Raw genomic sequence first — 13884 nt, forward strand, 5'->3', positions numbered from 1 at the left:
AGTCTTAAATATAAGATATAATATTATATAAATACCAGGCTTTAATTCTACTAAATTCACACTCAATTTACACAAAAAAAATATAATGTTTTAAGTAAAATATAATAAAAAGGTTAAAAATGGCTACACAAATTCTTTTGTTAGAAGATGATATTAATTTAGGAGAAATTGTTAGTGAATTTTTAGAAGAAGAAGGTTTTATAGTTACTTTAGTGGATAATGCTCAAGATGCGCAAGATAAAGCTTATGAGAAAAATTTTGATTTATGGATTTTAGATGTAAAAGTTCCACAAGGTGATGGTTTTAGTGTGCTTAAAAATTTAAGAGAATCTGGCAAATATACTCCAGCTATTTTTATGACTTCATTAAATACTACTATGGATTTACAAAAAGGTTTTGAAAGCGGTTGTGATGATTATATTAAAAAGCCTTTTGAATTGCAGGAGTTAAAAATAAGAATTAATGCTATTTTAAAGCGTTCTTTTGCTCATAAAAATGAAGATTATGAAGACTTAGGAAATGGTTTTAAATTTGCTTTTGTTTCACAAACTTTATATCAAGACGATAAGCCTTTAACCCTGCCTTTAAAAGAATTAAAGCTTTTATCTTTGCTTTTAAAAAATAAAGGTAAATTTATAGATACTGCTTGCATTTTTGAAGAAATTTGGGAGTATGATCAGGAGCCAAGTGAGCTTAGCTTAAGAGCTTATGTAAAAAATTTACGAAAAATTTTAGGTAAAGATAGTATTGTCAACCAAAGAGGAAGAGGGTATTGTTATGTATGAAGCCAAGCGCGTTGCGTGGCAAATTCTTTCTTTGTATTTAGTGAGTATAGGAAGTGTTCTTATAGTACTTTTTGGCGTATGGTATGCAAAGTTAATAGAAGAATTAATAACTGAACATAGTATAAAATTAAGACAAGAGCATCGTTTTGTAATTTTACAAATGGAAAAATTACGTTTTGAACCTATAGAAAAAGGTGCTAGAAAAATTGCTCAAATTTCTAATATAAAATTTGCAATATTTGATAGAACAAAAGTTTATTTTTCTAATCTTGACTTGCCTGCTCAAACAACATTTTTTAAACTTAATAACGCAAATATTTACAACAACAACACTCTAATTTATGTGGCTGATGTAAATTTAAATAATTTATTGCTTGCAAATACTCAAGGACAAGATGCTTTGGAGGTCTTAGGTGATGTTAATCGTTTGAGGGTTTTAGTACAAGGTGATGATATCTCTAAAGAACTTGGATTTATAAGATTTAAAGTAGCTTTGGCTATGGTTTTTTCTTTGATTTTTGTAAGTATAATGGGGTATTTAATCCTTAAATTTGCGCTCAAGCCTTTAGAAATGAGAATAAGATTTTTAAATAATTTTATAAAAGATACCACTCATGAGATTAATACTCCAATTAGTGCGATATTAATGAGTGTAGAAGGTTTAGAAAGAAAAAAGAATTTTGAAGAATTTAAAGCTTTAAAGCGTGTAAAAATAGCTGCTTTGACTTTGAGTCATTTGTATTCAGATTTAACTTTTTTAAATTTTTCTCAAGCTTATGAAGCTAAAAAAGATTGGATATTTTTAAAAGATTTGATTAAAGAAAGAATGGAGTATTTTAAGATATTTTTGGAGCAAAAAAATATTAACTTAGAGCTTAGCTTGAAAGATGATGGAAAAATTTATGCCAATAAAGAGCAGTTTTTTAAAATGTTTGATAATCTTGTTAATAATGCTATAAAATATAATGTAAAAAATGGACATATCAAAATAATGCTTTTGGAGCAAAGACTTATAATAGAAGATAGTGGCTGTGGTATAGCAAAGGAAAATTTGGCCAACATTTTTGAGCGTTATTCAAGATTTAATGAAAATCAAGGTGGTTTTGGTATAGGGCTTTCTTTAGTGGATAAAATTTGTAAAGATCATAACATTAACATAAAAGTAGAAAGTGAGCTAAATAAAGGAACAAAATTTATTTTAACTTGGAAAAATTAAAATTATTTATTGCTCATTTTAGCCTTTTCTTTGGCATTTATAAGTGTTGTGATAAATTTATTTAAATTTTTAGTATCGTTTTGATTTAGAGTTTGTGAGGTATGATTTAGCATTTGAGTGATTAAGACTTCGTTGCTTAAGTCATTATCACCAAATTCTCTAGCCTTTTGTAAAATTTTCAAAGCAAGCAAATTTTTTACTTCATACATTTTAATCCTTTAAATAAATCACGCTAACAATGCGCTTTGGAGTTTGGTTTTTTCTATAAGAAAAAAATCTTTCATCATCAAAAGTGCAAAGATTGATATCAAAAATATCATTAATACCTAATCCTTTTGCTTGAAATTTAACTAATGCTTTTAAATCAAGCTTATTTTCATGTAAAAAAGGTGCAAAATTTTCTTTGCTATAATTTAAAACCTCGCCATTAATTTCATAATTTTTAGCACAAATTCCTGCTGAAATAATGAGTTTTAAATTCATGGTTTGAGTGTTAAAGCTTTTTTGCATTTTTAAAACAGCTTCTTTTAAGATGTTTTCAAAACAACCATTTCTGCCTGAATGCAAAGCTGCTATGGCTTTATTTTTATCATCATATAAAAGCAAAGGTAAGCAATCAGCACTTAAAATGCACAAAGCTACATTTTTTTCATTGCTAATTACCCCATCAGCATCAAAGTGAAAATCTTTATTATATTGAGTGATGATATTAGAATGAATTTGATTTAAAAATACACACTTTTTTATAGAATTTTCCCAAGGAAAAATATTATCATAAATTTTTGCTCTAAAAATATTATAATCTTGATCAAAAGCTACAAAAGCTTTTGCAAAATCATTTTCTAATAAAGTGATGTAATTTTGTCTATTTGTTGCCATGAAATTTCTTTTTTATAATTTAATTGTCTGTGTATGTATCTTGCTAAAAGATCGCTTTCTATATTAACGCGTCTTCCTATGATGTAATCTTTAAATAAGGTTTCATTAAAGGTTATAGGAATGATAGTTAAACGAATACCATCTTTTAAAACTTCATTGATAGTTAAGCTCACTCCATCTATGGCTACACTTGCTTTGTTGGCCATATAAATTTGTATATCATCAGGACATTTAATATAAAAATCAACTCCGTTTTCTTTTTTAGAAATATTAGTAATTTCACCTATACCATCAATATGCCCTTGCATTAAATGCCCATCTATTCTATCACCATAAGCTAATGCAGGTTCAATATGCACATAATCTTTTAAATTTTCAATAGCTATGTGAGTTCTTGTTTCATAAGAAAGCTCAAGATTAAAACCATCATCAAAAAGTTTTATTACGCTCAAACACGCACCATTGACAGCAATACTATCGCCTAGTTTTGGTTTGTAGTTTGCTTTTAATCTTAAAGTGTTGTTTTGATATGATTTGACAAAGGCTAATTCGCGGATTAATCCATTAAACATTCAATACCTTTAATTTTTATGAGATTTTATCTAAAACTTTTAAATTTCAAAAAGTATTTTTAGTGTTTTATTTTAAAAAATATTATATAATTTTTGCCTTTTTATAAAAATGAGGTCAAAATATGTATGATATAATCGTAATAGGTGGTGGGCATGCTGGAGTTGAAGCTAGTGCCGGGGCTGCTAGAATGGGTAAAAAAACTTTACTTTTAACTACTTTAATCGAGCAAATTGGTGCTGCAAGTTGTAATCCTGCTATAGGTGGTTTAGCAAAAGGACATTTGGTAAAAGAGCTTGATGCTATGGGTGGACTTATGGGGCAAATTACCGATGAGGCTGGAATTCAATTTAGAATCTTAAATGAAAGCAAAGGTGTTGCAGTGCGCGGAAGTAGAGCGCAAATTGATATGGATGCTTATAGAATTTGTGCTAGAAATATGCTTTTAAAACTTGAAAATTTAGAAATCTCTCAAGAGCAAGCTTTGTCTTTGCTTATAGAAAATGATGAAGTTAAGGGCGTTAAAACTAATTTAGAAAATACATATTTTGCCAAAAAAATCATACTGACAACAGGAACTTTTTTAAATGGACTTATCCATATAGGTGAAACCAAGCTTCAAGCAGGTAGGGTAGGCGAGCTTGCATCTGTAAATTTGGGAGATTACTTAAAACAAAGTGGTTTAAAAGTAGGAAGATTAAAAACAGGAACTTGCCCAAGGGTTGATGCTAAAAGTATTGATTTTAGTGTTTTAGAAATTCAACCTGGAGATGAAAATCCTAAAGCTTTTAGCTTTAAAACAAAAAATTTCAAGCCCAATCAACTTCCATGTTATATAGCAAGAACAAATTTAAAAACACATGAGATTATAAAAAGTAATTTTTACCGTGCTCCGCTTTTTACAGGGCAAATTGAAGGTATAGGGCCAAGATATTGTCCTTCTATAGAAGATAAGATTAATCGTTTTGGTGATAAAGAAAGTCATCATTTATTTATAGAGCCACAAACTAAAGATGCGACTGAATATTATATCAATGGCTTTTCTACCTCGCTTCCTTATGAAGTGCAAATTGCAATGCTAAGAAGTATAAAAGGTTTTGAAAATGCTAAAATCACGCGTTTTGGCTATGCTATAGAGTATGATTATATTGATCCAACAGAACTAAAACATACTTTAGAAACCAAAAAGATTAAAAATTTATATTGTGCTGGGCAAATTAATGGAACCACTGGTTATGAGGAAGCTGCTGCGCAAGGTTTTATGGCAGGAGTGAATGCGGTTTTAGCAATTGATGAAAAAGATCCTTTTGTGTTAAGGCGTGATGAGGCTTATATAGGGGTGTTGATTGATGATTTAGTGATGAAAGGCACTAAAGAGCCTTATAGAATGTTTACTTCAAGAGCTGAGTATAGATTGCTTTTAAGAGAAGAAAATGCCATTTTAAGACTTGGAGAATATGGATATAATTTTAAACTTTTAAGTCAAGAAGATTATGCATATATTGAAAATATAAAACAAAATGTTGATAAAGGACTTGAGTTTTTACTTCAAACTACATGGACACCAAGTAAGCAAAATAATGAATTTTTACAAAGCATTGAAGAAGAAAAGATTACTTCAATAGTGAGTTTGCAAAAAATTGTTGCAAGAGCTAGTTTTAATATAGAAAAATTAAAAGCTTTAGATGAAATGTTTAAAAATATGGATGAGTATTCTTTAAATGAAATTTTAAATGAAGCAAAGTATTATCATTATATTGCAATGCAAAAAGCACAAATTGAAAAAATGAAAAATTTAAATGATTTGAAAATCCCTGAAAATTTTGACTTTAAAAGTGTGAGTGGATTGAGTAATGAAGTAGTGGAAAAACTGCAAAAATTTAATCCACCAACTATTTTTGCTGCTTCGCAAATTAGCGGTATTACTCCTGCTGCTTTGGATATTTTACATATTTATATCAAAATGAAAAAACAATAGATAATAAATTTATCTATTGTTATGATTTAAAACAAACATTTATTTTTGTTTTTAAATAAATATCCATATATCTTAAATCAAGCTTTTTATACCAAAGAAAAAATTTATCATTTTTTAGATAAACTGCTAAGTTTTACAAAAAAATCAAAACAAAGGAAGTAAAATGGCTACATCTGAAAGTAGACGAAGCTTTATGGGCTTTGCCTTTGGAACGGTAGCTGCTGTGGGTGGTGCTTTTTCATTAGTTGCAATGAAAAAAACATGGGATCCACTCCCAAGTGTAAAAGCAGCAGGTATTACTACTGTAGATCTTTCTGGCATGAAAGAGGGCGAGCTTAGAACAATTGAATGGCGTAAGAAGCCTATATTTATCTTAAAAAAAGATGCAGATATGGCAAAAGATAGCAATAGAGATGTTGTTGTAGGTGATGTTGCTTATACTGTAGTTATTGGTCTTTGTACGCATTTAGGCTGTATTCCAGCTTACGCTCCAAGCGAAAAATTATTTAAGTGTGCTTGCCATGGTGGTGAATTTGACACCAGTGGTAAAAATGTATTTGGTCCTCCTCCAAGACCTTTGGATATTCCTCCTTTTAGAATTGATGGAACAAAATTAGTATTAGGCGAAGAAGGTCCAGAATATAAAAAAATGATCGCGGAGGCTTAATATGGCACAGATAAAAAAAGCAAATGGTATTGTAGATTGGCTTGATCAAAGATTAGCTGTAAATAAGCTTTTTAATGTTTTAATGGCTCAATATTGGATACCAAAACAAATTAACTTCTTATGGGCAATGGGTGTTATTTTAACTACTCTTTTTGCTATTTTATTTATTTCAGGTTTATTTTTAGTAATGTATTACAAGCCAGATGTAGCTTTGGCTTTTGATAGCGTAAATAAAACTATCATGCAAGAAGTGGAGTATGGGTGGCTTTGGCGTCATATGCACGGTGTGGCTGCTTCGGTTGTATTTTTAATCATATATATCCATATGTTAACAGGAATTTATTATGGCTCTTATAAAAGAGGCCGCGAAATGATTTGGATTAGTGGTATGCTTTTATTTGTTGTATTTTCAGCAGAAGCATTTAGTGGATATATGTTGCCTTGGGGGCAAATGAGTTTTTGGGCTGCTCAAGTTATTACTCAACTTTTTGGTGGAATTCCTTTTATAGGTGATGCGTTGGTTATTTGGATAAGAGGAGATTTTGCAGTTTCAGATCCAACTTTAACTAGATTTTTTATGTTGCATGTATGTTTATTGCCTATCGTGATTTTAGCAATTATTGCATTTCACTTTTATTCTTTAAGAATTCCTCATGTAAATAATGAAATTTCAGAAGAAATTGATTTTGATTTGGAAGCTGAAAAATATTTAGCAGGTGATACAAAAGGTTCTAAAGTTATTCCTTTTTGGCCAGGATTTTTAGCTAAAGATTTTATGTATATTGCGCTATTTATGATTTTCTTCTTTTACTTGGTGTGTTTTAAATTTAATTTTGCAATGGATCCAATCAACTTTGACCCAGCAAATTCTTTAAAAACACCTCCTCATATTTATCCTGAATGGTATTTCTTATGGAGTTATGAAGTTTTAAGAGGATTTTTCTTTGATGTTGGAAGCATTAAAGCTTTTGATATAGGGCTTGCAGCATTTGGTATAGCACAAATTATTTTCTTCTTATTGCCTTGGCTTGATAGAAGTGATGTTGTAAAACCAGCACATGAAAGACCGATGTTTTTTGTATGGTTTTGGGTGTTATTGATAGATTTAATTGTACTAACAGTTTATGGAAAACTTCCTCCAACAGGAATTAATGCTTGGATAGGATTTTATGCTTCTATGGTATTTTTACTATTATTGTTAGTAGTCTTGCCAATTATTACTATCATGGAAAGAAAAAGGGGCTAATAATGAGAGAATTAAAAATATTTTTTGTAGTTGTCTTTTTCACAGGTTTAGTTTATTGGGGGGTTGAGCCTTATGCACATTCAGTGATGAATCCTCCTTCAACTCCGGTTAATTTTGACTTTGCAAAAGCTGATGCAGAATTTACCAAAGGTGAAGTTGCTTTAAAAGAAAAAGCAGCAGTGGATGCTAATGCTTCAGGAAGTGAAAAAGCTATAGCTAATGCTCAAAAAGCATTAGAGCTTGCAAAAAGTCAAGAAGAAGCTACTAAGCAATTATGGGAAAAAATCGCAAAAATTGATTTTAGTAAAGGTAATGCACAAAAAGGAAAAGAGCTTTTTGAAGGAAATTGTATTGCATGCCATGGTGTGAAAGCTGTCGGAATTCCTGCTACTATTACAGATTCTTCTTTGGGTGTAACGCCTCCTGATTTGAGTGATGCAGGTGCTATCTATGATGAGAAATTTTTAGCGGCATTGATTGTTGATCCAGTTAAAGCTTTACAAATTTCACATAAATTTAATGATGAAAATCCATTCTTAATGCCTGCTTATCCTTTAAGTGGCGATGAAACACAAGATAATCAAGATTTAGCAGATTTAATTGCATTCTTTAAAAATACAGCTAGTGAATATGAAAAAGAATTTGATGCAAAATTAAAAGCTGATTTAGAAGAAAAATATGCTAAAAATCAAGAGCTTTCAGAGCAAGCAAAAACAGCTTTAATTGCAAAAGAGTTTGATTTTGCTAAAAACAAACATACATTTGAAAATGCTTGTGGAAGATGCCATGATGTAAAATATGATGGCTTTGTTTCAAGCTCAAATATGAGTGATTTAAAAAATTATCTTGGTATGACACCTCCAGATTTATCTATGATGATTCGTTCTAAAGGTGCACATTATCTTGAAATCTTTATCAATGAACCTCAAAAGAAAATTCATGGAACTGCTATGCCAAGAGTTGGTTTGAATGAAAAAGCACAAACTCAAGTTGTTAATTATCTTGAAAAAGTTGGTGATAGTAAAAAAGAAGAAAGAGAGCAAACAGGAATTTATATCATGATATTCTTTGCTATCTTAAGTATTTTTGCTATAGGCTGGAAAAGATCAGTTTGGTCTAAACTACACTAATTTACCCAAAGAACGCCTTGTGGCGTTCTTTTTCTTCAATAATAAGCTAAATATAAAATAAAATTTGATATAATATTCTTTCATTTCACACGCATTAATTTCCTTATTAGGTTGCTTATGGGTTAAAGAATGCGGAGGAATAAACCTAATTATTTTATTTCAAGGAGAATTTCATGGTAAGCATGAGAGATTTATTAGAGTGTGGTGTACACTTTGGACACCAAACAAGAAGATGGAATCCAAAAATGAAAAAATTTATTTTTGGAGAAAGAAAAGGTATCTATGTAATTGATTTACAAAAAACACTTAGATACTTTAGATATACATATAACATCGTTCGCGATGCTGCTGCAGAAGGTAAAACAATTTTATTTGTTGGTACTAAAAAACAAGCTGGTGGGGCGATTAAAGAATATGCTGAAAAATGCGGTATGCCTTATGTAAATCATAGATGGCTTGGTGGTATGATGACTAACTTTGGAACTATCCGCCAATCAATTAGAAAATTAGAAGTTATAGAAAAAATGGAAGAAGACGGAAGCATTAAGCTTTTAACTAAAAAAGAAGCTTTAATGCTTACTAGAAAAAAAGAAAAATTACTAGCATATCTTGGTGGTATTAGATATATGAAAACCCAACCTGATATGATTTTTGTTATCGATACTGTTAAAGAAAAAATTGCAGTACAAGAAGCTAATAGATTAAAAATCCCTGTGGTTGCTCCACTAGATACAAACTGCGATCCTGACTTAGTAGATTTCCCAATTCCAGGAAATGATGATGCAATTCGTTCAGTTCAACTTTTCTGCCAAGAAATGGCTGAAGCAATCAATGAAGGTAAAGCTTTAAGAGAGCAAGATGGTGAAGCAAATGAAGAACAACCAATCTCTGAAGAAGAAAAAAAAGAAGTTTTAGATGAGGCTATGAGTGAAGAAGATTTTGAAGGAGATAAAGAGTAATGGCTGAAATCACTGCACAAATGGTAAAAGAACTGCGTGAAAGTACTGGCGCAGGTATGATGGATTGTAAAAATGCTTTAAAAGACACAGATGGTGATTTTGAAAAAGCAGTGCAACTTTTAAGAGAAAAAGGACTTGGAAAAGCTGATAAAAAAGCCGATCGTTTAGCTGCTGAGGGTTTGGTAAGTGTAAAAGTAAGCGATGATTTAAAATGCGCAACTGTAAGTGAAATCAATTCTGAAACCGATTTCGTTGCTAAAAATGAACAATTTATTGCTTTAACAAAAGATACAACAGCACATATTCAAGCTAAAAGCCTTCAAAATGTTGAGCAGTTGCATTCAAGTGAGATTAATGGTGTTAAATTTGAAGAATATTTAAAAAATCAAATTGCAACTATAGGTGAAAATTTAGTTGTAAGAAGATTTGCTACTGTAAAAGCTGGAGCTAGTGGAGCGGTAAATGGTTATGTTCATTCTAATGGACGCGTGGGTGTTATTATTGCTGCAGCTTGTGATAGTGAAGCTACGGCTAATAAGTGTGGAGAATTTTTAAAACACCTTTGTATGCATATTGCTGCAATGAAACCAAGTTATCTATCTTATGAAGAGCTTGATATGGATTTTGTAGAAAATGAATATAAAGCTTTAGTTGCAGAGTTGGAAAAAGAAAATGAAGAAAGAAGAAGATTAAAAGATCCTAATAAACCAGAGCTTAAAATTCCAAAATTTGCAAGTAGAAAGCAATTAACCCAAGAGATAATCCAAGAAGCTGAAGAGGCTATTAAAGCTGAACTTCAAGCACAAGGAAAACCAGAAAAAATTTGGCCTAACATCATCCCAGGTAAACTAAATAGCTTTATAGCGGATAATTCTCAGCTTGATGGTAGACTTACCCTAATGGGACAGTTTTATGCGATGGATGATAAAAAAACTGTCGAGCAAGTAATTGCAGAAAAAGAAAAAGAATTTGGTGGAACTATTAAAATAGTAGAATTTATTCGTTTTGAAGTGGGTGAAGGTCTAGAAAAGAAAACTGAAGATTTTGCTGCTGAAGTTGCTGCGCAAATTGGTTAAAAATGGAACTTTTAAAAGCGGAAAATTTAAGTCATAGTTTTGATATTCCGCTTTTTGAAAATCTAAATTTTACTTTAAATGCAAAAGATTGTATTGCAATATGTGGAAGTAGTGGGTGTGGCAAATCTACTCTTTTGCATATTTTATCTACCTTGTTAAAACCTCAATCAGGAAAAGTTTTTTATAATAATCAGGATTTGTATTCCTTAAACGATGAAGCTTTATTAGAAATTCGTAGAAAAGATTTTGGGATTATTTTTCAAATGCACTATTTATTTAAAGGTTTTTTAGCTTTTGAAAATATAGAGCTTGCAAGTATTTTGAGTAGGCAAAATATCGATTATGAGTTATTAAAAAAACTTGATATTGTTGATTTAATGAATCAAAAGATCACAAAATTAAGTGGTGGACAGCAGCAACGAGTAAGTATAGCTAGAGTTTTAAGTAAAAGACCAAAAATCATTTTTGCTGATGAGGCTACTGGTAATTTAGATTTTAAAAATGCTTTAAATGTGTTAGATATTTTGATTAGTTATGTCAAAGAAAATAATGCAGCTTTAGTTTTTGTGACTCACGATCAAGAACTTGCTAAAAAATGTGATAGGATTTATCATTTAAGTAATTATGGAATTTGTTAAATATTTAGGCGATGAAAATGTTGTAATTTTCATGCTTTTATTTGCCAGAATGAGTGGATTAATAGTATTTTTCCCTTTTTTTTCTCACAATAGTATACCTTTGGTAGTAAAAACAACTTTAGCTTTATTTTTAACAATGTTTTTATATCCTTTGGCAAAACTTGAAAATAATACACCTGATTCTTTTTTTATTTTGTATCTTTTAAGTGAAGTGCTTTTTGGGATGGTTGCAGGTTTAATTTTACAAATGATTTTTGCTATTTTACAAATGGCAGGTGAGCAAATTTCTTTTACCATGGGTTTTTCTATGGCTAGTATTTTAGATCCAGCTACAGGTGCTAATACTCCAGTAATTTCTCAAGTTTTAAATTTGCTTGCATTGTTGGTTTTTTTAGCATTTGATGGTCATCATTTGGTATTGCTTTTTATATCTAGTTCGTTAGATTATATTAGTTTGGGTGGATTTTATCCGCATGAGAATTTAATGCTTTATTTGAATAAAGCTATGGTAAATATCTTTGTACTCGGTTTTTCTATGGCTTTTCCTATTTTAGCAATATCTTTATTATCAGATGTTATTTTTGGTATGCTTATGAAAACTATGCCACAATTTAATCTTTTGGTGGTGGGTTATCCTATCAAGATATTTTTATCTTTTGCAGTGCTTATTGCTATTTTACTCATCATGATGCAGTATTTTAAAAATTTAATGTTAAAAAGTTTTGAGCATATGGAGTTATTGTTTTTCAATATATAAGCAATAAATAATTAAAAATGTTTTAAAATAATACATTTCTTTAACTTTGGGAGATGACAGATGAAGGTTGTGCTGATAAATTCTAATGTAGCTGTTTCAAAATTAATTAGCTTGGGGGTTCAAAAACTAGGTTATGAATTTGAAGAGCTTGCAAGTGCTGAAGAACTTGAAGACTTTTATGATATTATCATCATAGATCATGATATTGAAGCTAATTTAGATGAATTGAAAAGTAAATGCAATAGATTGATTTATTTATTGCCTAGAAACCAAGAGCAAGTAGAAGGCGTAGAGTGTTTATATAAGCCTTTTTTACCGACTGATTTTATAGAACTTTTGGGTAATGAAAAAACTTTAAGTGAAAGTAAGGATAGTACTTTAGAAGAAGATGAATTGAGTTTTGATGAGGATGTTTTAATTGATAAAGATATGCCTTTAGATGGAAATGAACTTTTGGCTGGTATTGATTTGTCTGAGCATGAAGAAAGTTTAAGTGAAGATGATTTAAATCTGCAAGAAGATTTTTTTGAAGAAAATTTAGATAATTCATTAGAAGCTGAAGATAAATCTAAATTATCAAATGAAGCTGATATTGACAAGGAATTAGATGATAAGTTAACATTAGTAGATGAACAACATGAAGAAAATATAGAAGAAAATATAGAAGAAAATATAGAAGAAAATATAGAAGAAAACCCCGCCGAATTTGATTCTCTTGATGATTTACCTATGGTTGAAGAAATGAGCGAAAAAGAGATGAGTTTTGATGATTTACCTGAAGATGCTCAATTTATTGGTGAAGCAAAAGATGATGATAGTGTTGCAGAAGAAAATGAACCTTTAGTAGAAGAGGTTTTTGAAGATGAAAGTATAGATGATTTTCAACCAGAAGAGGAGTTAAGCACTCAAGATAAAATAAAAGAAGAATTAGCTGCTATTGATGAACTAGATGAAGAATTTGGTGATATTGATGAGAATTTAATGAGTGATTTTGATATGCAGGATTTAAGTGAGGGTGAAGATTTACAAATGAAACCACAAGCCGATGTGAATGAGGAAAATATAGAGGAAAATATGAGTGAAGTTTTAGATGAAACGCAAGATGAATTTGCAAATTTAAACGAAAATGATATTATGTTAGCTTTAGGAGAAGAACTTGCTCCAGCTATTGTAGAAAAGAAAGAAGTAAGCAAGGTAAACACTGAAGAAAAAGCAGAGAATTTACAAGAAGATGAAATGGTAAATGAGCTTAGTAAAAGCATAGCTCAAACTATCACTTCGAGTATTACTGATGATACTTTAAAAGCAGCCTTAAAAGGCATGAAAATGAATATAAACATTAACATAAGCTTTGATGAGGATAAACATTGAGTGGTCAAATTTTAATCATCTCAGGGCCAAGTGGAGCAGGTAAGAGTACCTTGCTTCAAAGGCTTTTTAAAGAAAAAGATAATATTTATTTTTCTATTTCAAGTACAACAAGAGCTCCTAGAGAAAATGAAAAAAATGGAGTAGATTATTTTTTTATTAGCGAAGAAGAATTTAAACAAGGTATAGAAAAAGGTGATTTTTTAGAATGGGCTTTGGTACATAAAAATTATTATGGCACTTCGTTAATCCCTGTAAAAAAAGCATTACAAGAGGGTAAAAGTGTCATTTTTGATATCGATGTGCAAGGTTTTTGTATAGCTAAAGAAAAAATGCCTGAATATATTACTTCTGTTTTTATTACAACTAAAAATAAAAAAGAACTTGAAAAAAGATTGCTTAAGCGAAATACTGATAAAATAGAAGATATTAGCAAAAGATTGGAAAATGCTAGTGATGAAATGGCTTATTTGGATCGATATGATTTTTTAATCATAAATGATGATCTTGAAAAAAGCTATAGGGAGTTAGAAGCGGTTTTTGAAGCTTCAAAATTAAAAAGTACAAAACATGATTTAAAACAAATTCAAATTCAATGGAATAAAGGAGAATAAA

15 protein-coding genes are annotated in these 13884 nt (G+C 30.2%); 12 read left to right on the forward strand and 3 right to left on the reverse strand.

Annotated features, from left to right (window positions below; all coding sequences use genetic code 11):
• Positions 1-119: 119 nt before the first annotated feature.
• Both L8U98_RS01760 and L8U98_RS01765 read left to right on the forward strand, forming a co-directional pair.
• Positions 120-785, forward strand: coding sequence for a response regulator transcription factor (locus L8U98_RS01760; RefSeq protein ID WP_263703146.1), 666 nt, complete (start codon positions 120-122; stop codon positions 783-785).
• A complete protein-coding gene (locus tag L8U98_RS01765) occupies positions 748-2001 on the forward strand; it encodes a sensor histidine kinase (RefSeq protein ID WP_263724755.1) in 1254 nt (417 codons plus the stop codon). The genes L8U98_RS01760 and L8U98_RS01765 overlap by 38 nt, the downstream gene beginning before the upstream one ends.
• A gap of 2 nt (positions 2002-2003) precedes the next feature.
• On the opposite strand, the gene L8U98_RS01770 is transcribed toward L8U98_RS01765, so the two are convergent.
• The 3 genes from L8U98_RS01770 to ribE are packed head-to-tail and all read right to left on the reverse strand — an operon-like array spanning position 2004 to position 3452.
• A complete protein-coding gene (locus L8U98_RS01770; RefSeq protein ID WP_263687289.1) occupies positions 2004-2210 on the reverse strand; it encodes a hypothetical protein in 207 nt (68 codons plus the stop codon).
• Position 2211: 1 nt separating this feature from the next.
• On the reverse strand, positions 2212-2880 hold the full coding sequence (gene pgeF / locus L8U98_RS01775; RefSeq protein WP_263724756.1) for a peptidoglycan editing factor PgeF: 669 nt from the start codon (positions 2878-2880) through the stop codon (positions 2212-2214).
• Positions 2844-3452 carry a riboflavin synthase gene (gene ribE / locus L8U98_RS01780; protein WP_263724757.1) on the reverse strand — a complete coding sequence of 203 codons (609 nt, stop codon included), beginning with the start codon at positions 3450-3452 and terminating at the stop codon, positions 2844-2846. The genes pgeF and ribE overlap by 37 nt, the downstream gene beginning before the upstream one ends.
• A 122-nt stretch (positions 3453-3574) precedes the next feature.
• Here ribE and mnmG point away from each other — a divergent pair, with 122 nt between their 5' ends.
• The 10 genes from mnmG to gmk all read left to right on the forward strand — a co-directional run bounded on the left by mnmG (position 3575) and on the right by gmk (position 13883).
• Positions 3575-5428, forward strand: a complete 1854-nt coding sequence (gene mnmG / locus L8U98_RS01785; protein ID WP_263724758.1) for a tRNA uridine-5-carboxymethylaminomethyl(34) synthesis enzyme MnmG — start codon at positions 3575-3577, stop codon at positions 5426-5428.
• A 163-nt stretch (positions 5429-5591) separates the two neighbouring features.
• Complete coding sequence (locus tag L8U98_RS01790) at positions 5592-6095, forward strand: ubiquinol cytochrome c oxidoreductase, 2Fe-2S subunit (RefSeq protein WP_039618773.1); 504 nt, start codon at positions 5592-5594, stop codon at positions 6093-6095.
• Between the two features lies 1 nt (position 6096).
• Complete coding sequence (locus tag L8U98_RS01795) at positions 6097-7341, forward strand: ubiquinol cytochrome c oxidoreductase, cytochrome b subunit (RefSeq protein WP_039668616.1); 1245 nt, start codon at positions 6097-6099, stop codon at positions 7339-7341.
• A gap of 2 nt (positions 7342-7343) precedes the next feature.
• On the forward strand, positions 7344-8471 hold the full coding sequence (locus L8U98_RS01800) for a c-type cytochrome (protein ID WP_263724759.1): 1128 nt from the start codon (positions 7344-7346) through the stop codon (positions 8469-8471).
• Between the two features lie 173 nt (positions 8472-8644).
• Positions 8645-9430, forward strand: coding sequence for a 30S ribosomal protein S2 (gene rpsB / locus L8U98_RS01805; protein WP_263679725.1), 786 nt, complete (start codon positions 8645-8647; stop codon positions 9428-9430).
• Positions 9430-10506 carry a translation elongation factor Ts gene (tsf, locus tag L8U98_RS01810; RefSeq protein WP_263664303.1) on the forward strand — a complete coding sequence of 359 codons (1077 nt, stop codon included), beginning with the start codon at positions 9430-9432 and terminating at the stop codon, positions 10504-10506. Before rpsB ends, tsf begins: the two co-directional genes overlap by 1 nt.
• A 2-nt stretch (positions 10507-10508) precedes the next feature.
• Positions 10509-11144 carry an ABC transporter ATP-binding protein gene (locus L8U98_RS01815; protein ID WP_263664302.1) on the forward strand — a complete coding sequence of 212 codons (636 nt, stop codon included), beginning with the start codon at positions 10509-10511 and terminating at the stop codon, positions 11142-11144.
• A complete protein-coding gene (fliR, locus tag L8U98_RS01820) occupies positions 11131-11901 on the forward strand; it encodes a flagellar biosynthetic protein FliR (RefSeq protein WP_263664301.1) in 771 nt (256 codons plus the stop codon). The genes L8U98_RS01815 and fliR overlap by 14 nt, the downstream gene beginning before the upstream one ends.
• 60 nt (positions 11902-11961) lie before the next feature.
• Positions 11962-13272, forward strand: coding sequence for a hypothetical protein (locus L8U98_RS01825; protein WP_263724760.1), 1311 nt, complete (start codon positions 11962-11964; stop codon positions 13270-13272).
• Positions 13269-13883: a guanylate kinase gene (gmk, locus tag L8U98_RS01830; protein WP_263663070.1), complete on the forward strand. Its 615-nt coding sequence runs from the start codon at positions 13269-13271 to the stop codon at positions 13881-13883. The genes L8U98_RS01825 and gmk overlap by 4 nt, the downstream gene beginning before the upstream one ends.
• Position 13884: the final 1 nt, after the last annotated feature.

It is taken from the genome of Campylobacter sp. RKI_CA19_01128 (assembly GCF_025771175.1).
Taxonomy (GTDB): Bacteria; Campylobacterota; Campylobacteria; order Campylobacterales; family Campylobacteraceae; genus Campylobacter_D.